The 23,404-nt window shown below is 40.4% G+C and carries 21 protein-coding genes; 15 read left to right on the top strand and 6 right to left on the bottom strand.

Features of this window, described 5'->3' with window-relative positions:
* Positions 1-9 precede the first annotated feature (9 nt).
* The 4 genes from pepT to IGK63_RS08275 all read left to right on the top strand — a co-directional run bounded on the left by pepT (position 10) and on the right by IGK63_RS08275 (position 3,617).
* Positions 10-1,242 (top strand): peptidase T, encoded by a 1,233-nt coding sequence (pepT, locus tag IGK63_RS08290; protein ID WP_016611839.1) that lies wholly within the window; start codon positions 10-12, stop codon positions 1,240-1,242.
* Between the two features lie 101 nt (positions 1,243-1,343).
* Positions 1,344-2,252: a diacylglycerol/lipid kinase family protein gene (locus tag IGK63_RS08285; protein ID WP_016611838.1), complete on the top strand. Its 909-nt coding sequence runs from the start codon at positions 1,344-1,346 to the stop codon at positions 2,250-2,252.
* A 33-nt stretch (positions 2,253-2,285) separates the two neighbouring features.
* On the top strand, positions 2,286-2,558 hold the full coding sequence (locus IGK63_RS08280) for a DUF1294 domain-containing protein (RefSeq protein ID WP_005235800.1): 273 nt from the start codon (positions 2,286-2,288) through the stop codon (positions 2,556-2,558).
* A 27-nt stretch (positions 2,559-2,585) separates the two neighbouring features.
* Positions 2,586-3,617 carry a lysylphosphatidylglycerol synthase transmembrane domain-containing protein gene (locus IGK63_RS08275; RefSeq protein WP_016611837.1) on the top strand — a complete coding sequence of 344 codons (1,032 nt, stop codon included), beginning with the start codon at positions 2,586-2,588 and terminating at the stop codon, positions 3,615-3,617.
* A gap of 40 nt (positions 3,618-3,657) precedes the next feature.
* On the opposite strand, the gene IGK63_RS08270 is transcribed toward IGK63_RS08275, so the two are convergent.
* On the bottom strand, positions 3,658-5,184 hold the full coding sequence (locus IGK63_RS08270; RefSeq protein ID WP_034872663.1) for an ABC-F family ATP-binding cassette domain-containing protein: 1,527 nt from the start codon (positions 5,182-5,184) through the stop codon (positions 3,658-3,660).
* Between the two features lie 308 nt (positions 5,185-5,492).
* Between IGK63_RS08270 and clpB the strand changes: the two genes are divergently transcribed.
* The 4 genes from clpB (at position 5,493) to lepB (ending at position 11,491) form a co-directional block, all read left to right on the top strand.
* The gene (gene clpB, locus IGK63_RS08265; RefSeq protein ID WP_016611833.1) at positions 5,493-8,099 is read left to right on the top strand and encodes an ATP-dependent chaperone ClpB; all 2,607 of its coding nucleotides are present in this window, start codon (positions 5,493-5,495) and stop codon (positions 8,097-8,099) included.
* A 163-nt stretch (positions 8,100-8,262) separates the two neighbouring features.
* The gene (locus IGK63_RS08260; RefSeq protein WP_016611832.1) at positions 8,263-9,804 is read left to right on the top strand and encodes an ABC transporter permease/substrate-binding protein; all 1,542 of its coding nucleotides are present in this window, start codon (positions 8,263-8,265) and stop codon (positions 9,802-9,804) included.
* Positions 9,801-10,754, top strand: coding sequence for an ABC transporter ATP-binding protein (locus tag IGK63_RS08255; protein ID WP_005235811.1), 954 nt, complete (start codon positions 9,801-9,803; stop codon positions 10,752-10,754). The genes IGK63_RS08260 and IGK63_RS08255 overlap by 4 nt, the downstream gene beginning before the upstream one ends.
* A 167-nt stretch (positions 10,755-10,921) precedes the next feature.
* Positions 10,922-11,491 (top strand): signal peptidase I, encoded by a 570-nt coding sequence (gene lepB / locus IGK63_RS08250; RefSeq protein WP_016611831.1) that lies wholly within the window; start codon positions 10,922-10,924, stop codon positions 11,489-11,491.
* 59 nt (positions 11,492-11,550) lie between these two features.
* Here the strand turns inward: lepB and IGK63_RS08245 are convergent, their stop codons facing one another.
* From IGK63_RS08245 to IGK63_RS08230, 4 genes are all read right to left on the bottom strand, one after another.
* Positions 11,551-11,736, bottom strand: coding sequence for a hypothetical protein (locus tag IGK63_RS08245; protein WP_005226019.1), 186 nt, complete (start codon positions 11,734-11,736; stop codon positions 11,551-11,553).
* Between the two features lie 276 nt (positions 11,737-12,012).
* Positions 12,013-12,678, bottom strand: coding sequence for a hypothetical protein (locus tag IGK63_RS08240; RefSeq protein WP_008380055.1), 666 nt, complete (start codon positions 12,676-12,678; stop codon positions 12,013-12,015).
* Complete coding sequence (locus tag IGK63_RS08235; protein WP_010748216.1) at positions 12,679-13,164, bottom strand: nucleoside 2-deoxyribosyltransferase; 486 nt, start codon at positions 13,162-13,164, stop codon at positions 12,679-12,681.
* Between the two features lie 51 nt (positions 13,165-13,215).
* On the bottom strand, positions 13,216-14,430 hold the full coding sequence (locus IGK63_RS08230) for a GNAT family N-acetyltransferase (RefSeq protein WP_016611829.1): 1,215 nt from the start codon (positions 14,428-14,430) through the stop codon (positions 13,216-13,218).
* Positions 14,431-14,575: 145 nt separating this feature from the next.
* Here IGK63_RS08230 and lepA point away from each other — a divergent pair, with 145 nt between their 5' ends.
* Positions 14,576-16,411 carry a translation elongation factor 4 gene (lepA, locus tag IGK63_RS08225; RefSeq protein WP_429972474.1) on the top strand — a complete coding sequence of 612 codons (1,836 nt, stop codon included), beginning with the start codon at positions 14,576-14,578 and terminating at the stop codon, positions 16,409-16,411.
* A 1,109-nt stretch (positions 16,412-17,520) separates the two neighbouring features.
* Here the strand turns inward: lepA and IGK63_RS08220 are convergent.
* The gene (locus IGK63_RS08220) at positions 17,521-17,988 is read right to left on the bottom strand and encodes an Rrf2 family transcriptional regulator (RefSeq protein ID WP_008380035.1); all 468 of its coding nucleotides are present in this window, start codon (positions 17,986-17,988) and stop codon (positions 17,521-17,523) included.
* 115 nt (positions 17,989-18,103) lie between these two features.
* On the opposite strand from IGK63_RS08220, the gene IGK63_RS08215 reads away from it, so the two are divergent.
* From IGK63_RS08215 to IGK63_RS08190, 6 genes are all read left to right on the top strand, one after another.
* Positions 18,104-18,949, top strand: a complete 846-nt coding sequence (locus IGK63_RS08215) for an SDR family oxidoreductase (protein WP_016611828.1) — start codon at positions 18,104-18,106, stop codon at positions 18,947-18,949.
* A gap of 60 nt (positions 18,950-19,009) precedes the next feature.
* Entirely contained in the window at positions 19,010-19,819 is an 810-nt protein-coding gene (locus IGK63_RS08210; protein WP_016611826.1) for a protein-ADP-ribose hydrolase, read from the top strand.
* The gene (locus tag IGK63_RS08205; protein WP_086332399.1) at positions 19,773-20,618 is read left to right on the top strand and encodes an SIR2 family NAD-dependent protein deacylase; all 846 of its coding nucleotides are present in this window, start codon (positions 19,773-19,775) and stop codon (positions 20,616-20,618) included. The genes IGK63_RS08210 and IGK63_RS08205 overlap by 47 nt, the downstream gene beginning before the upstream one ends.
* 10 nt (positions 20,619-20,628) lie before the next feature.
* Positions 20,629-21,078, top strand: coding sequence for a pyridoxamine 5'-phosphate oxidase family protein (locus tag IGK63_RS08200; protein ID WP_275626677.1), 450 nt, complete (start codon positions 20,629-20,631; stop codon positions 21,076-21,078).
* A gap of 24 nt (positions 21,079-21,102) precedes the next feature.
* Positions 21,103-21,672, top strand: a complete 570-nt coding sequence (locus IGK63_RS08195; RefSeq protein WP_016611823.1) for an NUDIX domain-containing protein — start codon at positions 21,103-21,105, stop codon at positions 21,670-21,672.
* A 529-nt stretch (positions 21,673-22,201) separates the two neighbouring features.
* A complete protein-coding gene (locus IGK63_RS08190; protein ID WP_016611822.1) occupies positions 22,202-23,152 on the top strand; it encodes a zinc-binding dehydrogenase in 951 nt (316 codons plus the stop codon).
* Positions 23,153-23,404: the final 252 nt, after the last annotated feature.

Below are 23,404 nucleotides of genomic sequence, written 5' to 3'. Positions count from 1 at the left end.
GAATCTTTTATGTACGAAAATTTATTGCCTCGCTTTTTGAATTATGTAAAAACAGAAACTCGCTCTGATGCGACAAGCACGACAACACCTTCTACCCAAACACAGGTCGCGTTTGCCAAAGAACTGCAAAAAGAACTTGAAGAATTAGGATTAAGCGATGTTCATTACAATGAATCAAATGGTTTTGTGATCGCAACATTACCAAGTAACGTGGATCATGACGTACGCTCCATCGGTTTTATCGCCCATATGGATACCGCCGATTTTAATGCAGAGAATGTTGATCCGCAGATCATCGAAAATTACGATGGCGAATCAACCATTAAATTAGATAAAGAAGGAAAATACACATTAAACACAAAAGATTTTCCGAATTTAAAAAATTATGCTGGGGAAACCTTGATCACTACTGATGGTACTACTTTATTAGGTTCTGATGATAAGTCAGGTATTGCAGAAATCATGACAGCCATGGAAATTTTACTTAAAAACCCAACGATCAAACATGGGGAAATCAAAGTCGCATTTGGCCCTGATGAAGAAATTGGGGTTGGTGCAGATAAATTCGATGTTGAAGATTTCAATGTTGATTTTGCGTATACAATGGATGGCGGTCCAGTAGGAGAATTGCAATACGAGACCTTTAATGCGGCGCAAGCTGAAATTACGATCCAAGGAAAAAATGTCCACCCAGGAACTGCTAAAGACACCATGATCAACGCTTTGCAACTAGCAGTCGATTTTCAAAATGCGCTACCGGCTGATGAAGTTCCTGAGAAAACCGAAGGGACAGAAGGGTTCTTCCATTTGATGAGTCTCAGCGGCTCAGTAGAAGAAGCGAAAATGGCATACATTATTCGAGACCATGACCGGACCCGTTTTGAAGAAAGAAAAGCACAATTATTAGTGGTTCAAGAAAGCTTGAATGCCCGCTTTGATGAACCGAGAGTACACGTTCATCTATATGATCAATACTACAACATGAAAGAAATCATCGAAAAAGATATGAGTATCATTGATCTAGCAAAAGATGCGATGGAAGCAGTGGGAATCACTCCGATCACAGAACCTGTTCGTGGTGGAACCGATGGCTCGAAAATCTCCTATTTAGGGATTCCAACACCGAATATCTTTGCTGGTGGAGAAAATATGCACGGACGTTATGAGTTCGTCTCACTACAATCAATGATGAAAGCGACCGATGTGATTGTGAAAATCGCCGAACTGAATGCTCAAGCATAAACGTTGATTTTTGATTTGTTGGAATAAATGAAAAACTCTTGGGCTGGGAACTCTTCACGCAGGTCTTGCGTAAGACCCGGCCTTTTTAGGATGTGAATAGGATGAAAATTCTCGTTTTATACAATGATACAGCGGGGAAAAGTGAAGCAAAAGAAACAGCAGAAAAATTCCAAGCCTATGTGAAAGAACAAGGCGAAGAGCATCAAGCGTTCTTGCAGGCCTCAAATCCAGACGTGGATCCCAAAGACGTTCGAGAGGCTGCCGAAAAACACGCAGTCGATACGATTGTGATCATTGGTGGAGATGGGACGATCCATCATGGATTGCAAACCTTTAAAGAAAAGTTAGATGTGTTGAAGGTCGGCATCATTCCTGGTGGAACCGTAAATAATTTTGCCAGAATGTTGGGGATACCGGTGAAGCCCGAAGAGGCCTTCGAGACGATCTTAACGGGGGTTGAGCGATCAATCGACTACGGGACGGTCAATGATCAAGTCATGATCTCGACCATGACCATTGGTCTTCTGGCAGATACCGCCGCAGCCACTTCCCAAGAAGAAAAACAGCAATATGGGCCGTTAGCGTTTATGAAACGGTTCATTCATCTGTTGATCAAAAAGAAACAATACAAATTAGAAGTCATTGCTGACGAACGGAAATGGCAGGGGAAAACTCAATTACTGACGATCGTCATGTCGAATTCAGCAGGTGGGTTTAAGAACTTCGATGAAGAAGCAAAGCCTGATGACGGATTGTTTCATATCATTCTTTTGCCAAAACTGAATATTTTACGATTTATTTTGTATTTACCAAGAATTATTCGTGGTAGAATTGCCAAAGTACCAAGTGTTGAATATTTCACTGCCGCAAAGGTCTCAATAAAGGCCAAAGAAAAAACGGTTCATACTCGAACCGATGGCGACCCAACGGATGATCTACCGATTGAGATGAAAGTTATCAAACATGGTTTGACGATGCTGGTACCTGAAGAAGCACAAGAATCAAAATAATGATCCCTACGATCAATCATATGGAGGAAATGGATGAATGCACTGATTTACAATCCATTGTGGTTTTATTTAATTGCAGTCAATCTTTATCTTTTCTGTCTGATGGGGTATGATAAATATCAGGCAGTGAAACAAGGTTGGCGGGTTCCCGAAGCAAATCTCCTTTTTATGGGGGCGATTGGCGGAGGATTAGGCGGTTTAATTGCGCAACGCGTATTTCGCCACAAAACAAGAAAGAAGAAGTTTCACCTCTTTTTTGCTTTTGGCACCGTTTTTGCTATCCTGCTGATGGTCTTTTTTGCATAAATTCGGTATAACAAGCAAGGAGTTAATATGAAAACTAAAGTGAAGTTCGCCCTTAATTTACTTTTACTAGTAGGGATTCTGGGTGTGATGTATTTTTTTGTCCGTAACTCGATGATGGATATTTTGGCGGGGCTAAGAGAGACCAGCTTTCTCGTCGTCTTACTGGTTATGGGGCTTGGCACATTGTACCTAGTGATTGAAGGACGAACAGTCAAAGAGATTGCCGTGACTTTCCAACCGGAATTCACAACCAAGGCGGGGTTTCTGACCGTCTGTTACAGTGGTTTTTATCGGATTGTGACGTTTGGGGCAGGCACCTTAATCTCAGAGGTGAATTTTTACCGTAAAAATGGCTTGCAGTTGTCACAGGGCGTTGGGGTCACCACCTTACACATGGTGATGTATAAGTTCGCCATATTGACTTATGCAATCGCTGGGTTGATCATTCAATTTTCGCTATTCTATGACAATGCACCCAATATGATTTGGGTAATTTTAGCGGGGATCGTACTCGTTTTTTTGATCATTGCCGCTTTGTTAGCACTTTCGGTCAGCATCAACATCCAAGTCTTTTTCGTGATCGTCAGCAATAAGCTGTTCAAAAGTGCGACATTAAGAGGATTGGTTGACAAATGCAACACCCAAATTTATTCTTTACGAGAAACAGTCAATGCGATTATTACCGACCGCACCGCTTTCTTGCGCATCTATTTGTGGAATCTTTTGAAGATGCTGCCTTGGTATTTGATTCCTTATGTGATTCTTGTTGTGCAGCATCCAGAGATCGATTTCTTGTTGACGTTATCCTTCATCAGTTTTGCCGTCGTCTTGTCCGGGGTGATTCCAACACCGGCAGGGATCGGATCATTTGAATTTATTTATATGCTGCTTTTTGGTCCATTAGTTGGCACGGTCGATGCTGCGTCTTCCATGCTACTGTACCGTTTAGCAACATTCATTTGGCCCTTCATAATTGGTTTTGCTTATGTAATGAAAGAAAAACGCAAAGATATTAGCCAAGAGTTGACTGAATTAAGAAAAGAAAAAGTGGAAAGTTAAAAACACGCTTATCTTCGAATAGAGGATAAGCGTGTTTTTTTCAGTCTTTCAAATCAATGATCCGATCAACAAAGGATTCATAAAACTCGCCTTCATGGGAAACGATCAAAACTGTTCCAGGAAAGGCCGCTAGGGTTTCTTCCAAATTGTTTTTCGTATCTTGATCGATATGGTTGGTCGGTTCATCAAGAATCAAGAAGTTACTTTTGATCAACATCATTTCGGCTAGTTTGACTTTTGTCTGTTCACCACCACTTAATAGCTTCAATTCTTCCTGGGCTAATTGGCTAGGTAAACCTGCCCGAGAAAGTTGCCGTCGCAATTCTTTGTTGGTGGCCTTCGGAAAAAGATCCTCAAGGTATTGAAGAGGGGTCTGCAATGGATATTCCCAGTCAAGGTCTTGAGAAAAGTAATTGAATTTTGTATGCTGTGGGTAAGAAACGGATCCCTCAATTGCTGGGATCACACCAAGAATCGTTTTGATCAATGTTGATTTACCGATCCCATTAAATCCCCGTATAGCAATTTTTTCGCCATAGCGGATCGTTAGGTTGATCGGGGAGAGTAAGGGCTTTTGGTCGTATCCAATGACTAGATTGGTGGTTTCTAAGGCCAAGGTGGTAACGATTGGTGCCAAATCAAATCCTAAATGGGGTTTAGGGACATCTTGCGGTGGGGTCAAACGATCAATTTTTGCCAACTGCTTTTCACGACTCTTTGCCATCGTTGAACGAGAACCAGCTTTGTATTTACGAATATAGCTTTCGGTTTTCTTGATATGCTCTTGTTGTGCTTCGTATTGCTTCATATAGCTTTCATTTTGCAGCGTTTTTAGTTTTAATGCTTTGTCTAAATTCCCCGTATACTTAGAAAGCTTGCCAAATTCGATATCAATGATATGGGTCGTGATTTCGTTAAGGAATTGACGATCATGAGAAACGACTAAATAGGTACCAGTAAAGTCCTGTAAAAACTCAACTAGCCATTTGATGTGCTCATCATCTAAGTGGTTGGTCGGTTCATCTAAAATCAGCATGTCGGGTTTTTCTAGCAGCATTTTTGCCAAGATCAGTTTTGAGCGTTGACCACCACTTAAAGAAGCGAGGGGGGTATCCATTCCGAGAACCGAAATACCTAACCCTTCTGCTAAATCATCGATCAATGTATCCATTTGGTAGAAATTTCCTTGATCCAATTGATTTTGCAATTCGCCCGCTTTTTCTAAAAGCTTATCGTCGAGGCTTTCGCCATAAGAAGTATAAAGATCGGCAATCTGTTGCTCTTTTTCAAAGTCTTCTGCAAAGGCAGAGCGCAAAAAATCACGGATCGATTGCGTTTCATCAACATTGACGTATTGATCCAAATAGCCCATTTTCAAATTTTTCGGAAATTGGACGAAGCCATCATCGGGGAGAATTTCTCCTGTAATGATTTTGATTAAAGTACTTTTGCCAGCGCCGTTCCGTCCAATCAAACCGACTTTTTCACCACGGTTGATTTGAACGGAAACGTCTTCGTAAAGCAATTTGTCGCCAAATTGTTGGCTAATATTCGTTAATGTTAACATCATTTCCTCCATATAAAAAAGCTGTAAACAGTAGACGTTACAGCTAAGTAGATAATCTTACTGAATAAAAATCGCCAAAGAGCGATCAAAACGATCAGGAAAATCGATTGTTCCTGACCAATCATGACCTAGCATACCATTGCTGCTTCCCATCTGTCAATTTTCATGAAAGAATACTGAAAAAAATCTTGATGTTCGAGGGAAATATTTTGACCATTACTGACCAACGTTGTATAATAAAAGAGTAGAAAAAAGGATACTGCTTGCAGTGTACTTATTTTCTGACTACCATTTTGGGAGGGAAAAGTATGAACCCAGAAAAAATGACGACTACAATACAAAGTGCTATCGCTGAAGCCCAGCAGATTGCCATGACCCGTCACCATCAAGAAATTGATATTCCACATTTATGGAAGATTTTATTGCAAGCCAATCAATTCGGCCGCAATTTTTACACGGACACAGGTCTCGATGTCGATGCTTTTGAAAAAGAAGTTGACCGACTATTAGATGAACTTCCTTCGGTTGAAGGAGGAAATGTTCGTTATGGTCAATCTATGAGTCAAAATCTGTTTCATCTTTTGTCTGAGGCAGATCAATTAAAAAATGAATTTCAAGACGAGTATCTTTCCACAGAAATCGTCCTTTATGCGTTGATGAAATTGAAAAATCATCCATTGACGGTGTATTTAAAGAAACAAGGAATCAGCGCGAAAGAAATCAAGCAAACGATCGAAACATTAAGAGGAGGGGATCGTGTGACCTCACAAAATCAAGAAGAACAATACAAAGCTTTAGAAAAATACGGCGTTGACCTGGTGCAACAAGTCCGCAGCGGAAAAATGGACCCAATTATCGGACGAGACGAAGAAATTCGCGATGTGATTCGCATCCTTTCTCGGAAGACAAAAAACAATCCCGTTTTGATTGGTGAACCAGGGGTTGGTAAAACAGCCATCGTTGAAGGATTGGCACAACGGATCGTGCGAAAAGACGTCCCAGAAAACCTAAAAGACAAAACGATCTTTTCTCTGGATATGGGTGCCTTGATCGCAGGTGCTAAATTCAGAGGTGAATTTGAAGAGCGTTTGAAAGCTGTCTTACAAGAAGTGAAAAAAGCCGATGGACGGATCATTCTCTTTATTGATGAGATCCACAATATTGTAGGTGCTGGTAAGACGGAAGGCAGCATGGATGCTGGAAACTTACTAAAACCAATGCTGGCACGGGGAGAATTGCATACGATTGGCGCAACCACCCTTGATGAATACCGTCAATACATGGAAAAGGATAAAGCTTTGGAACGTCGTTTCCAAAAAGTGCTGGTACAGGAACCAACCGTTCAAGACACGATTTCGATTTTACGTGGCTTGAAAGAACGGTTCGAGATCCATCATGGCGTCAACATCCATGACAACGCGCTTGTTGCTGCGGCGACCTTATCTGATCGGTATATCACGGACCGCTTTTTACCAGATAAAGCCATTGACTTGATCGATGAGGCGAGTGCCACAATTCGGGTGGAAATGAATTCGATGCCTACTGAGCTCGACCAAGTTACCCGTCGTTTGATGCAACTTGAGATCGAAGAAGCCGCATTGAAAAAGGAATCCGATGATGCATCGAAAAAACGCTTAGGCATTTTACAAGAAGAATTGGCGGAATTGCGTGAAGAAGTCAATACCATGAAAATGCAGTGGGAAACGGAAAAAGAAGAAGTCAATGCAGTTTCCAACAAACGGGCAGAGATCGATAAAGCCAAGCATGAGTTGGAAGATGCTGAAAATAACTATGATTTGGAACGGGCAGCTGTTCTTCGTCATGGGACGATTCCACAACTGGAAAAAGAACTAGCTGAACTGGAAGAAAAAAATCAAGATGAAGGCATTCGGATGGTCCAAGAATCAGTGACCGAAAATGAGATTGCCCTAGTCGTTGGACGTTTGACAGGGATTCCTGTTGCGAAATTAGTGGAAGGCGAACGGGAAAAACTGTTGAAATTAAATGAGACCTTGCATCAACGAGTGATCGGACAAGACGAAGCCGTCGATGCCGTCAGTGATGCCGTCATTCGTTCACGAGCTGGCCTGCAAGATCCAAATCGACCATTAGGTTCCTTCTTATTCTTAGGTCCGACCGGCGTCGGTAAGACCGAATTAGCGAAAGCGTTGGCGGTCAATCTCTTTGATTCAGAAGAGCATATGGTTCGGATCGATATGAGCGAATACATGGAAAAACATTCGGTGTCTCGCTTAGTCGGTGCCCCTCCAGGCTATGTAGGGTTTGAAGAAGGTGGCCAATTGACTGAAGCTGTTCGACGCAATCCATACACGATCGTCTTATTGGATGAGATCGAAAAAGCCCATCCTGATGTTTTCAATATCTTATTACAAGTGCTTGATGATGGCCGTTTGACAGATTCAAAAGGGCGAGTCGTTGATTTCAAAAATACAGTCTTGATCATGACTAGCAATATCGGCTCTCAAGTCTTGCTAGATGGCGTGACCGCAGAAGGGACGATCCCAGAAAACGTTGCTGAAAATGTCCGTAATCTCTTGAGAGGGCATTTTAAACCAGAATTCTTAAATCGGATCGACGACACGATTTTGTTCACACCGCTTAGTCTAAACGATGTGACAGGCATCGTCGACAAGATCATCGCACAGCTTTCACAACGACTGGAAGTCCAAGATATTCTGCTGACGATCACTGAAGAAGCCAAACGTTGGATTGCTGAAAATGCTTATGAGCCAGCATATGGTGCGCGACCTCTCCGTCGGTTTATTACGAGAGAAGTCGAAACCCCATTGGCAAAAGAAATCGTTGCCGGCAGAGTCTTACCAAAGACCCAAGTTACGATCGAATTATTGAACGATCAGCTGGTTTTTGAAAATACGCCAATTACCGAGGAATAAAAAGATAAAAAAAGGATAAATGCAAAACGATGGTTGCCGTTTCATTGGTAGCCATCGTTTTTTTGTCGCTCAACATAAGACAAAAAAATCCCCTTGCTTGTTGTTTGGAGGAAATTCGTACTTCGATTATACTGTTCTTATGGAGTAGGAGAGGAATGAAAAGATGAATACTTTTTTTGAAACGTTAAATGAGCGAAAAGGGGAATTGCTGACAGCTGTCTTTGAGCATTTGTCATTGTCGATCATTGCGCTGCTGGTGGCGATCGTTATTGCTGTCCCGTTAGCCATTTGGCTGGTTAATCATAAACGGGCAGCGGAAGTCGGCCTACAAATAACGAGTGTGCTACAAACGATTCCATCACTGGCACTGTTAGGTTTATTGATTCCATTTGTGGGGATCGGAACGCCGCCTGCGTTGATCGCACTAGTTATTTATGCGTTATTGCCGATCTTTCAAAATACCTATATTGGCCTTTCGGAGATCGATCCATCAATCGAAGAAGCTGCGGCGGCATTTGGTATGTCTCGGATGCGCCGATTGATCAAAGTCGAATTGCCGATTGCCTTGCCTGTCATAATTTCTGGGATTCGCACGGCGTTGGTCTTGATCATCGGAACAGCGACTTTAGCCGCTCTGATTGGCGCTGGTGGGCTAGGTTCCTTTATTTTGTTGGGGATCGATCGGAATGCCCCTGAATTAACCTTGATCGGCGCGATCGGGTCTGCTTTACTGGCTATTATTTTCAGTACGTTGATCCGTTATCTACAACACCTGAAACCGCGCTATACCTTGATTACGCTGGCAGCGATCATCTTGCTGATTGGCGGCGTTTCTTTTTCACAGAGCGGATTTTTCGCGCCGAAAACCATTACCATCGCTGGGAAGTTAGGGTCTGAGCCTGATATCTTGATCAACATGTACAAAGAATTAATTGAACAAGAAGATCCTGATGCACAGGTTGAATTGGAACCTAACTTTGGGAAAACTTCTTTCTTATTCAGTGCTTTAGACAATGACCAAGTCGACATTTATCCAGAGTTTACTGGAACTGTGTTGGAGAGTTTAGTGGATGTACCGGAAAAAACCGCTAGTCAAAAACTTGACTCTGACGAAACCTATACCGAAGCAGTCAATCTGTTACAGGATCAGTTTGAGATGACCTTGCTTCAGCCGATGGCGTATCAAAATACCTATGCGTTGGCTGTGAAAAAAGAATTTGCTGAGGAAAATGGACTAACCACGATCTCTGATTTGAAGAAAATCGAAAATCAAATCAAAGCCGGCTTTACCCTCGAATTCATTGATCGGACGGACGGTTATGCGGGCATCCAAGAACTCTATGGGCTAGATTTTCCAAGTGTCCAAAGTATGGAACCAGCATTGCGTTATCAAGCCATCAATAATGGCGACATCAATCTACTGGATGCCTATTCCACGGACAGTGAATTGCGTCAATATGGCTTAGTTATTCTAGAAGACGATCAAGAACTATTTCCACCTTATCAAGGAGCGCCTTTGATGAAAGAAGCCTTTGCCAAGGAACATCCAGAAGTCGTCCGTGCATTGGAAAAGCTGGCAGGTAAAATCACCGAAGAACAAATGAGTGAAATGAATTATCAGGTCAATGTCGAAGGAAAAAATCCAGCAGAAGTCGCGCGTACCTTCCTGATAGATGAAGGATTAATTAAGGAGGGACAAGAATGACACCAATTATTGAATTTAAAAACGTCAGTAAAAAGTTTGATCAAAAAATAGTGATCGATCAATTAGATCTGAGCATCAATAAAGGGGAAATCTTTGTTTTGGTCGGTCCTTCTGGGAGTGGGAAAACGACGACTTTGAAGATGATCAACGCGTTGTCAGAACCAACGGATGGCGATATTTACTTCAAAGAAAAACGAATCAAAGAATACAATATCCAAAAAATGCGTTGGCAAATGGGGTATGTTCTCCAACAAATCGCCCTGTTTCCGACAATGGATGTGAAGCAAAATATTGAAGTAATCCCAGAGATGTTAGGGTGGTCGAAAAAAGATCGCTCAGAAGCCGTGGATCGTTTGCTGACACAGGTCAAACTTGACCCAGAGCAATACCGCCATCGAATGCCTAAAGAGTTGTCAGGAGGAGAACAGCAGCGGATCGGGATTTTAAGAGCGTTAGCTGCTAACCCAGAAATTATTCTGATGGACGAGCCCTTTAGTGCTCTTGATCCAATTTCTCGAAATTCCTTACAGGAGTTAGTCCTCGATTTGCACCAAGAGCTTGGGACGACGATTATTTTTGTCACGCATAACATGAAAGAAGCGGTAAAACTAGGTACGCGCATTGCTGTCATGAATCAAGGGAAGATCGTCCAATGTGATACACCGGAAGTGATTGTCTCGCAACCAAAAACTGCTTTTGTGAAAAGTTTTTTTGAAGAGACCGGTGAAGACGAAGCAAAACTGGTCACTGCAGGGGATTTGATGCGGATGAACTTTTTCAGCGATGAAGTCAACCCAGTGGCTCCTCAAATCGCTGCATCTACTACTTTAAATGAGTTGTATACCTTATTTGCAACTCATGACACGGTAGTGATTGAAGAAGAGCAGAAACTCGTAGGGAGTCTAAGTCGAAAAGATGTGTTTGCTTTCTTGAGTCGTGATCGAACGTAAAAGGTTCTTTATGGCCACTAGAAATGTCATATTTTTTTAAAAATCGATGATTTCTCTTGCTCAATGTAAAAATTCCACGTAAGATTGAGGAAGATATCTTTTGTCAGAATGCCAGAAACGAGCTTTGATAATGACAAAAGATGCAGTAAAGGAGCGAAAGAGCAGCTATGGTAAAAATCCTAAAAGAGAATTGGTTACTGCTTTTCTTTATCGTCACCGTGGTTCTCATCCGTTTGTTTGTCCTGACGCCAGTTCAAGTCAGTGGCCATTCTATGGATCCAACTTTGGCCGATAAGCAGCGTTTGATTGCATCAAAAATTTCTTCATATGACCGCCAAGACATCGTGATATGTGTTGAACCAGATGATCCAAGCAAAATTGCTGTCAAGCGGCTGATTGGTTTACCCGGTGATACGATTGAGATGAAAGATGATGTCCTAACAATCAATGGAGAAGTATACGAAGAACCCTATTTAGATGAGTTTAAAGAGAAATTTGCGGACGATCAATTACAAGACGAATATTCTTATCGCGAAATGTTTCAGCAAATCGCCGCTGGTGCCGAACACTTTACCGATGATTTCACGGTAACGGTTCCTGAAGGCAGCTATTTTGTGATGGGAGACAATCGTTTGATCTCTCGGGACAGTCGTAGTTTCGGGGTCGTAACAGAAGATCAAATGGAAGGGAAAGTGCTGCTGCGTTTTTGGCCTTTGAATCAAATCAAACTTTTCTAACCACAAAAAAACATTCTTGCCAATGCAGCGAAAACGCCGCAACTGGCAAGAATGTTTTTTTAGATGACCCAAGCGACAAATGCAACCATTGAAAAGAACATTGTCCAAACCGCAATAATAGCTGATGCGATAAAAATAATTTTGATTGATAAAGGTTGGACAAATTTTCGGGCATCTTTAGAGAACGCATAGGTGATCGATGAAAAAATCAAGCAGCATAAAATAAAAAACACTGTTAGAACCATAAGCCTCTCCTTTACTGACGCAATGTCAAATGAATAATGTAATTATAACAGACCATGGTTTTTTGGGGAAATAAAAATGATTAAACGAGGGAATTTTCTTGTAGTTGTAACCGTTTTATAGGGAAGTGTAAGAAAGGTCGAACCTTGTTAGACAGCGAAATTATAAAAATAAGCCGTGTTATTTAAGTATTTTTATAAATTTTTCTTTATCAATAAAAGAACAAAAGAAAAAAGCTTGTTGAAAAACGATGGTTTCAACAAGCTTTTAAAGGTTGGTTATGATAATTTTTTAATCCGATAACTTTCAAAGTAATCAGGTTTGCCTCGTCCTTGAACATACGCGATCACGCCCATCAAAGCAGCACCAATCGTGTTGGTTAGTAAATCGCCCATCGTATCCATCAATGCTTCACGACCAATAAACGGGGTGCCATCTAAGGTTGCATAACGTTGGAGATTCATTCCACCAACAGAGTCGCAGATGAATTCCCAAAACTCCCAGAAAACACCACACAAGCCAGCAAAAGCAAAGCCCATCAGTAAAAATAACCAAGGCGAAACTTTTGAAACGGGCACTTCTTTTAGTAAGAGACAGATCAATCCATAGCCTACAGCCGTCAAGACCATTGGGCTTACCGCATGCAGAATTTTATCCCAGAAAGCAATGGTTTCGATCAAATGTAAGATCGTCCCCATGAATACGGAGATCAGCAAGAAAAACCAATAAAAGTAGACGGTGGCATTTGGTAGCTGGATTTTTAAGAACTTTTTACTCATTTCTGGGACAAAGATCAATAAAATCCCAAGTAATGCTTGACCCAAGAAAATCAGTCCTTGTGTTTGCGGATAGACGCCACGGAAAAATTCCCACAAAGAAAAACAAAACACGAGAATACCGAAAATAGTGAATACCTTTTGCAGTCGCTGATAATTTTGCCCCATTTAGTTGTCCTCCGAAAGATAGTCTGCTAAGCCAGCTAAAAGGGCTGCTTCAGAGGAATAAATCTCACCGTTTAGCTTGATCAAACCCACCGTATAAAGATTGACATAGTGGAACTGATTTTCCGCAACGGTTTGTAATGCTGCCAGCTTTTGCTGATTGTCGGCACCTTGTTGGCGACTATCCGTATAAAGCCCTAAAACAGGAATACCTTTTGCATAAGCCACCCCGATCTCAGAGGCAACGCCAGCATCGATGGTTAAACCATCCAGCAATGCAATCATCAAATCACTTTCTAGTACTTTTTCGGTATCTGCCAACGCGATCATTTTGCTATCCGCATAGGCGGACTTATCATTGATCGCGGCATTTTCTTGAGGTAAATAAATCTCCAGCTGCGGATACTGCTGACGAATCGACGCAACAAGTTCGGCGTTGTAGCGAAGGTCACTAGCAGCAAACAGGGGAGCAGCAAAATATAGTTTCATTCAAAAACACTCCTTAATCATTCATAGTTGTACGTTTTGTTGATTCGTTGTTTAGAAATAATCACTGAAATAGGCTTCCATATCAGGGATGATCGATTCTAGTAATGCCAGTGTTTCTGAATCGGTATTTAGCCGTTCCACACGCTCTAAGTAAGCTGGACGGCGGTAATTCATCAACAGACACGACAATGTCTGAATATCCAACTGGACCGCTTTTCCGATGGCTTCTCTTGAAACCACGATCTCCCCGTGATTGTATTGGACACCGAAGATTCCGTTGTTCCAATCGGCAACTGGGTCAGAAACAACAAAGTGAAAGGGTGTTTGAAAGGCTTCAAATGGGAAGTTTTTCAAAAAATGTTCAACATCGACGATCCGCGCCATGTAATAAGGCTCAATGGTTTCTTTGATTTGGCTATCATCCAGGTAGAAGGACAGGGGTTCATTTGAATAAATGTCTCCTTTGACCCAATAGACCATTGAGAAATGAGCAGAGATAAAATTCCAAAGACCATTGCGGGCTTCTTGATTTAAGTAGAACATTTCCTTTACATGGAAGACTTCTTCGGCTACCCAATAAAAAAGTACACCAGTCGGATGACCACTGGCATTGTAATAGACAGCCGCGGTGCGCTCTTCTTCATTTTCATAGCGCCAATACTCTTCCCAGTGAAAAGAGGTCCGCTGCAAGGCGCCATGGTTTTCCCGGGAGAATTGGTTATAGACAGTAAAGACATCAGGGTCATCTACTTCTTTGCGCTCTACGATCCCAGGGACTTCTTTGGTTTTCGGAAGCTGGGTATCACGAATTTTGAAGGTCAGCTTGTCGGACATGATCTCCCAGCCTTTGCGACGATAGTAGGGCACATTGTATGGATAAAGGTAGGAGATCCATTGCTGATCTTCCCGCATGGTTTCTAAGGCAAGCTTGATCAAGTCTTTCATCAGGCCATGTCCGGCATATTCAGGGTAGGTCCCAACACCGGTCACTCCGCCCATTTTGATCAATTTGCCGTGTATATTGACTTCACAAGGATAAACGGCGATTTGCGAGATCAACTTGTCTTCATTGAACCAGCCAAAGACCTTGGAAAGCTCTAAGATCGGGCGCTTAGATTTAATCATTTCCCGTTTGCTCTCATAGCCGCTTTCTTCAATATCCGATTCAGTGATCTGAAAAACGTAGCTTAACAGTTCATTGAACTGATCAACGTCTTTTTCATCCACCGCTCGAATATGTAGATTTTGATGAAAATTATTGTCCATTCTTTCAACTCCAATTTATTTGCTAGCTCTAGTATAGCAAAACCTGAATGAATATGTCTAAATAACGGTTAAGAAAAATACTTTAACTATTGGCGTTTCGTTGGTATAATAGAAAAGCTGACTAAAAGAAATGAGGAACGTATCCATGAACATAGAAGAAATGAAAAAACGACAGGAGAAGATTCGTAATTTCTCCATTATCGCCCATATCGACCATGGGAAATCAACACTGGCGGACCGTATTTTGGAACAAACCCATACGGTGACGTCTCGGGAAATGCAAAACCAATTATTGGACTCCATGGATCTTGAACGTGAACGAGGAATCACGATCAAATTAAATGCTGTGGAACTTAACTATACCGCCAAAGATGGAGAAACCTACATCTTCCATTTGATCGACACCCCAGGGCACGTCGATTTCACCTATGAAGTTTCCCGCAGTTTGGCCGCTTGTGAAGGCGCCGTACTCGTCGTTGATGCGGCTCAAGGGATCGAAGCACAGACATTGGCAAACGTCTACTTGGCGTTAGACAATGATTTAGAGATCCTACCAGTCATTAATAAAATAGACTTGCCAGCTGCCGATCCTGAGCGGGTACGAACAGAGATCGAAGATGTTATCGGAATCGATGCCAGTGAAGCTGTTTTAGCGAGTGCCAAAGCAGGTATTGGGATCGAAGACATTTTGGAACAAATCGTTGAGTATGTCCCAGCTCCAGCAGGTGATATTGAAGCACCGTTAAAAGCGTTGATCTTTGACTCCGTGTACGATTCCTATCGTGGGGTGGTCTTAAACGTCCGCATTATGGACGGGATGGTCAAACCTGGAGATAAAATCAAAATGATGAGCAATGGCAAGACCTTTGATGTCACGGAAGTCGGCGTCTTTTCACCCAAAGCCATTCAACGAGATGCGTTGATGGTGGGTGATGTTGGTTATATCACTGCTGCCATCAAGACTGTTAAAGATACGCAAGTCGGAGATACGGTGACTTTAGCCAACAATCCAGCAGCCGAAGCATTGGAAGGCTACCGCCAAATGAATCCAATGGTTTATTGCGGATTGTACCCAATCGATACCTCACGCTACAACGACCTTCGAGAAGCATTGGAAAAATTACAACTGAATGATGCAGCATTGCAATTTGAGCCAGAAACCTCTCAAGCGTTAGGATTTGGGTTCCGCTGCGGCTTCTTAGGCCTATTACACATGGATGTCGTGCAAGAACGGCTAGAACGTGAATTTAACCTTGAGCTGATTACGACTGCACCATCCGTAATCTATCATGTCAACAAGACAGATGGCTCAATGGTCGTCGTTGATAACCCAGCAGAATTTCCTGAACCAGTCACGATCGACAACGTGCAAGAACCTTACGTCAAAGCACAAATCATGGTCCCTAATGATTACGTCGGTGCTGTAATGGAATTGTCCCAACGCAAACGGGGAGACTTTGTCACGATGGATTACTTGGATGATTATCGAGTAAACGTCGCTTATGAGATCCCATTATCGGAAATCGTCTTTGATTTCTTTGATAAATTGAAATCCAGCACGAAAGGGTATGCATCACTCGATTACGAAATGTCTGGTTACCGCACTAGCAAGCTAGTGAAGATGGACATCTTGCTGAACACTGAAAAAGTCGATGCGTTGAGCTTTATCGTTCACCGTGACTTTGCTTATGAACGAGGCAAAGCCATCGTTGAAAAACTGAAGAAACTGATTCCACGACAACAATTTGAAGTACCGATCCAAGCAGCCATCGGACAAAAAATCGTTGCCCGTTCAGACATTAAAGCCTTGCGTAAAAACGTATTGGCGAAGTGTTACGGCGGTGACGTTTCTCGAAAACGCAAACTTCTGGAGAAACAAAAAGAAGGGAAGAAGCGGATGAAACAAATCGGCTCTGTCGAAGTACCGCAAGAAGCCTTCATGGCAGTTCTTAAGATGGATGAGGATGAACCGAAGAAGTAACTCGTTTCAATTTGAAAAGTCTAATAAAGCAATCTTTTCTTGTGTTAGAAAAAAGTGATTTAACCGTTTATAAAATTTAAACAGTTATACGGATTGTCACAGTTGAATAAAAGGACAACTAAAAATCTCTTGCTTGAGAATTTTTAGTTGTCAGTGTATGAAAGAGCATCTCATAAGGAGGTGCTTTTTTCATACCATTACATAAAAATGAATGAATCCATAGAGGAAAGCATTTAAAGAAAAGCAGATTATCCAATCGATCAACTCTGGAATATTTAGCGATGAAGAAAATTCTTTTCAAGCTGCTATTGAAAAAAGAAAATGGGTTGAGTGACCTATCTTAGCAGTGTGATAAAGTTTTGAGTATGATACAAATGTATAAGAGAAGTAGCTCAAAAAAAAGTCTCGGCTATTAACAGAGATAAAGAAATAGCAGCGTATTAATTACTTCTCTCTTGAAACACTATCAAAAAACTAAATTGAGATGCCACTTTTAAATGATCATCAAGAAAGCACGCTAGAAAAAGAGAAGAAGCTTTATTTCTTGACGGCGATCACCAAATCGTTCTACTATCAAATTGATAGTCCTCTGTAAGATTCGATAATGGAATGAAAGGTGAGCAATCAACGCCAGCTCTCTCAAATATAGTCAATTGAGAATTCAGATAGGAACTAATTTTTTGGATGCAAAATCCGTATTGAAATGACATCGATCAGTCAGAGGAAAACAAACATGTTTTACAGGTATTTGAACTTTAAGAAGGAAATGTTTCTGTAGTTGATTTAAGTAGCAGGTCGATAGATTAAGCTGTTTTTACATCCACGAGTAAAAGAAAAGAGGAACGGAAATGAAGTATGCAGTGACTGGTGCCACAGGGAATTTAGGCAGTCGAGTAGTGAAAGAATTTAGTCGTTTGGTCGATAAGAAAGAAATATTTGCTCTTGTGCATACACTGTCTCTATGAGAAATAGTCAGAGCTGCAGAAAAAGCAAGTGAATGACAACGCTATTTCTTATGAGTGGTGTCGAAAGATGTGAAGACGTAAATCAATTTCATTTGTAACGAAAAAGCCCACTGAGATGTCAGTATCTCAATGGGTTTTTTGGTTTTATAAAAATGGCTCAAGAAAAGATTTGTTTTCCGGTCGTTTGCTTTCCTCTAAACTTGCAATACTTGTTAATAGAGAGAACAGATTGATTTTCGCCATTTTTTCTTCGACAGTTACTTGCAATTCATTATACGCACCATCCAGTACTTCTTGTATATTTGCACCAACAATGCAGTCTGGATTCGTTTTAGGATCGACTTGAATGAGATTTGTGTTTCCATGAATACTTTTATATATATCAAGTAGACTAATATCTTTGGGGTCCTTTGCTAAATAGGGCTTTGGTTTCCCAGTAGTTGTTCGAATCAGTCCAGATTTTTTTAAGTTTGCCATTATTTTTCTGACATTTGCAGCATTAGTTTCTACACTTTGAGCAATCATCTCACTTGAGAGCATATTAGTATCTTTATAGATGACGATATAACACATAATATGAATTGCATCACTGAGTTGAATAGAATATTTCAAGTGAATTCAGTCCTTTTTAGATTTTCTTCTTGACTTATCTTAACATACTATTTATTATATAGGTGTATCTTATAATTGTACAGCTGAATGTACGAACTAAAAAGGAGTGTTTTATATGACATATTTAGTAACAGGATCTACTGGTGGTTTTGGAGGATATGCACTTGAATTCTTGAAAGATTTAGTTTCTAAAGATCAGATCTATGCTTTGGTACGATCTGAAGAAAAAGCAGCTACACTAAAAGCGAAAGGCTACAATGTAAGAGTAGGGGATTATTCTGACATCAATTCGTTGAGTAACGCTTTTGACGGCATTGACCGCTTGCTTTTTGTGTCTGGCGCACCAGGCAATCGTCAAGAAGAACATGCTAATGTGGTTAAGGCAGCCAAAGACGCTGGTGTTCAGTATATTGCTTATACAAGTTTTGCTGATGCAGATCACTCAACAAGTGCATTAGCTGCTGATCACATCTTTACTGAAAAACAAATCAAAGAAGCGGGAATTGCGCATACATTTTTACGTAATAACTGGTATTTAGAAAATGAAATGCCGATTATTGGCGGTGCTTTAGCTAGTGGGAAATTCGTTTACGCAGCTAAAGAAGGCAAAACCGGCTGGGCTTTGAAGCGCGAATATGCTGAGGTTGCTGCAAAAGCACTAGCAGGAACAGAATACCCTGAAATCCTTGAATTATCGAGCAGCCCTATTACTTATGCTGAATTAGCAGCAGCTTTAAAAGAAGCAACAAGGAAGGAAATCGAAGTAGTTTCATCTGATGATCAAACCTTTGTAGATAGTTTGACAGCAGGCGGTTTACCACAACCTGTTGCAGAAATGTTCTTGTCTTTCCAACATGATATTAAAAATAATCAATTAGATGTGACATCTAGTGACTTTGAACAAGCTTTGGGTAAGCCTTTGACGAGTCGCGTAGAAGCAATCAAAGAGTTGTTAAATTAGTCTTGCTATTTCCCGATTATCGAAAATAATCGGGAAATTTTTATAAAGAAGGTGTTGACGATGAACCATAGCGAAAAGAGGAAATGGCTGATTAACTATTTATTAGAGGAAAACAGTCACTTAAGTAAAATAGTAGATGCTAGCTCGGATGATCCGAAAGAACAAAATGATTTATTGCGATGCTTATTAAATATAAGAGAAGCGCGACCTATTCATAAGGACTTTATTGACATTCAAAATCAATTTCTTTTAGAAGAAAGAGCTGAAAATCAGATTTTTTCACTAAACGATGCGCAACAGTATACAAAAAACCTTTATCTCTGGCAAGGAGATATCACGAAGTTGGAAGTGGACGCCATCGTAAACGCTGCAAACGCACAGCTACTAGGATGTTTTGTTCCATTACACAGGTGCATCGACAATGCGATCCACTCTGCAGCAGGTATTCAATTAAGACTAGCATGCAAAGAAATCATGGACGCACAAGGGCATTTGGAAGAAACCGGCTATGCAAAAATCACCGACGGCTATAACTTGCCTGCAAAAAAAGTGATACATACTGTTGGGCCAATCATAAAAGATACCGTAACTAAAGAACACGTATCCTTATTGGCTGACTGTTATCGTCGCGTCTTGTTGCTTTGCGAAGAGTATCAATTGAAGAGCGTCGCTTTTTGTTGTATCTCAACAGGAGAATTTCGTTTTCCCAATGAGTTAGCTGCAGAGATCGCTATCAAAACAACGCAAGAATATGTAACGCGTGTTCATTCACCTATAAAAATTATTTTCAATGTGTTTAAAGACATTGATAAGGAGTTGTACCATGAAAAACTACAACAATTATCAGAAAGCTTATCAAAAGATAACTGAAGCAGAGGCAATCGTTATCGGTGCTGGATCAGGCCTTTCTGCTGCTGCCGGGTTAACCTATTCTGGTGAACGGTTCAAAAAATATTTCAGAGACTATATTGATCATTATCATTTAACCGATATGTATTCTGCCGGATTTTATCCCTTCGATTCATTAGAGACGTATTGGGGTTATTGGAGTAAACATGTTTTTCATAATCGATATCAGCCTGAGGCTTTGCCGCTATATAAAGAGCTTCTATCTTTGGTAGAAGAAAAAAATTACTTTGTCATTACTACTAATGTAGATCATCAGTTCCAAAAGACGGGCTTTGATAAGAGACGATTATTTTATACACAAGGTGATTATGGGTTATTTCAATGTTCACGTGCCTGCCATAACAAGACTTACGAGAATGAATCATTGATTATGCAAATGGTCCATCAGCAGAGTCAGTTCAAAATTCCCAAGCACCTCATACCATATTGCCCCAAATGTGGACAACCGATGCGGGTCAATTTACGGATAGATCAATTTTTTGTACAAGATGATGGTTGGGAAAGCGCAGCTAACCGATACAAAGAATTTCTAGAAAATTATTTAGGTACTAAAATCGTTTTTTGGGAGATCGGCATTGGTAACAACACGCCTTCCATTATAAAATATCCATTCCAAGAAATGACGAGGGCAACGAATCAGTCGACCTATATCGTCTGTAACCAACAAGCACAACGCATACCAGATGAACTCATGGATAAAACGATTATTCTGCAAGGAAATATAGTTGAAACGATCAGAGAAATCGATCATTTTAGATAGGAGCGCATTCATGGACCATTCAAAAATGAAGACAGAAGATTATTTGAATTATTTAAAAAATGAGATTCATTCTACTGTGTTCGCCACAGTAGACGAAAACGGAAATCCGGTCACCAGAGTAATCGATATTATGTTGGTGAAAGAAACGAAGCTGTATTTTTTGACTGCAATATCCAAGCCGTTTTATAAACAGCTCAAAATGAACCCGGTCGTTTCCATCACAGGTATAGAAGGAGAAACATCAATGGAATCGTTTTCTATTACCTTACAAGGGAGCGTAAATGAAATAGGCTCTACCTATTTAGATGAAATTTTCGAGAAAAATCCTTACATGGCAAAAATATACCCCTCTGTAGAAGACCGAAATGTTTTACGAGTCTTTGAAATTTATAAAGGCGTTATGTCAATCTTTGATTTAAGCAAAAAGCCTATCTATCAAAACGTTAAATCTTTCGGATAACTCAAAGCAAAAGGAGACAATCACATGGCAAATAAAGTATCAGAAGAGGAAATGAACGAAGAAGAGTGGTTAAGCTGGTATAAGAAGCAGGAATTACCACAATATCCAAAACCAGCATTTACTGTTGACAATTTGATATTCAATGTCACGTCGGATGCAGTATACATTTTACTTGTCAAAAGAAAAAATCATCCTTTCAAAGGACGGTTCGCTTTGCCAGGTGGCTTCGTTAACGAAGGAGAAAATATCATTAAGGCCGCTATCAGAGAGTTAAAGGAAGAAACGGGCGTGGAAGTGCAGGAAGTTTCTTTATTAGGTGTATATGGAGATAAAAATCGGGATCCCCGTGGATGGACCGTTTCTGCTGTCTATATAACTGTTCTACAGCAGATGAAGATTCTTTATGCAGGAGATGATGCTTCTGAGGCTTTTTGGTATAGGGTTGATAAGGATAAAGTACTCTATCAATATGTTACGTCAAAAGAACGATCCTCTACGGAGAACTGGGAATCTCTTTTTGCTTTTGATCATGCGCAAATCATCCATGACGGATTTAAGTGGTTGAACGACGAATTAAGGCAAAGAGGCCTTTAACAAGTAGAAGCGATGTGGCTTAATTTTTTTCGAGTGGGGATATTGATTTATACGATACAACTGATTGATCGCCGGGCGACTTTTGCCATCGCTTTCCTGTTATCCTCTAAAAACCATGGATAGTCAGTTTGGTTCCGTTGTAATGAGCTACTTCTGAGGATTTGTCAGACTTAAAAGTTGATGGATTCCAATCCCCACTTGTTTCTCTTAGTAATAGTCAGCTTTGTTATAATCCTGTTTTACACAAAAGTAGTTGATTTATCTAGGAATAAGGTGAGTTAGACATAACTGGGAATTTATAAGGATGATCTGAACGAATAATCTACTTTGACGAATCTCATCTAGAAGAATAGAATGAAAGTACCTTCGTGAGAAGGTGCTTTTTTTTATAGTAAAGAAATGACCAAAAGAACTTAATCTATTTTTTTTATGATTTCAATCTAATGATAGTTGGCTAAGTGATAGAGCCTTGGTTTCATAAAGAAAATCACACGATTTTGATTGGCAAAAGATAGGAGATGTTTTGTGCATGAAGGCATTGTACTTTAAAGAATTTGGCGATTCAGATGTGTTAACTTATGGTGAATTGCCTGATCCAGTCATTCAAAAAAATGAGCTAATGATAGAAATGATGTATATTGGGTTAAATTATGCAGATATTTATCGAAGAAAGGGCACCTATCATATTGAATCCCGAGAGCCTCTTATTAATGGCTATGAAGGGGTAGGGAGGATTATTCAAAAAGGAACATCTGTCTCCAAGTTTCAGCTAGGGGAAACGATTCTTTTTGTGGATGTTCCTTTTGCTCATGCAGAATTGGTGGCTGTTCCTGAGGAAAATGCCATCCGTATCCCATCAGGTATATCACCTAAATTAGCAGCCAGTATTGGACTGCAAGGGTTGACAGCTGATTTTTTAGCTCATGATCTTGGCAATAATGTGAATCATAGTAAGGTATTCGTTCATGGAATAAGTGGTGGCGTCGGACAAATTTTATCGCAATTATTAACCGCAGATGATCTAGAAGTTTATGGCGTCACTTCTACGGAAGAAAAGCGACAACTGGCTTTAGACCAAGGCGCAAAACAAGTCTTTTTAAGAAATACAGAATGGCAAGAAACCTATACTTCTTTCTTTGATACCGTTTATGATGGCATTGGGCGTACATTAGCCGAAAGTGCCGACCTGATCAAAAATAGAGGGAAGGTTATCTTTTTTGGCATGGCCGGCGGAAATCCGCCAGCGATTGACTTTATTCCCTTGTTATCTAAATCAAAAAGTATTTTGACAGGGGATCTCTGGGATTACTTGACAAGTTTTCAAGAGCGGGAGAGAAGAAGCACCCGACTGTTTACTTACTTTAGCAAGGATCAAATGAAAATCAGTCAACCAACCATTTTTTCATTAGCTGACGGAAAAGCTGCCCATGATTATTTAGAATCTGGAAAAAGTGTCGGGAAAATTTTGCTGCAACCATAAGAAAGTAAAAAAGCTAAATGACTTTATCACAAAAGATACACCGAATGTTTGCTAATTCACTAAATTATCTTTTTATATAATCGATACTTTTCTTATGATAAATCATTAAGGATAAAAATAAGTATAAAATGAGTAGAATATTGCAAGAATCTAATGTTTTCTGTTTCTTCAGTGAGAATCAGATAAAACTTTGTGATAAACAGTACATTTAATTTGAAAATATTTAATTACAGCAGTAAGATAAATATATCA

This window comes from Enterococcus sp. AZ040, assembly GCF_050499185.1.
Lineage (GTDB): Bacteria > Bacillota > Bacilli > Lactobacillales > Enterococcaceae > Enterococcus_D > Enterococcus_D entomosocium.
Note: the sequence above shows the minus strand (reverse complement) of the source record. Positions and strands in the feature narration are given on the sequence as shown.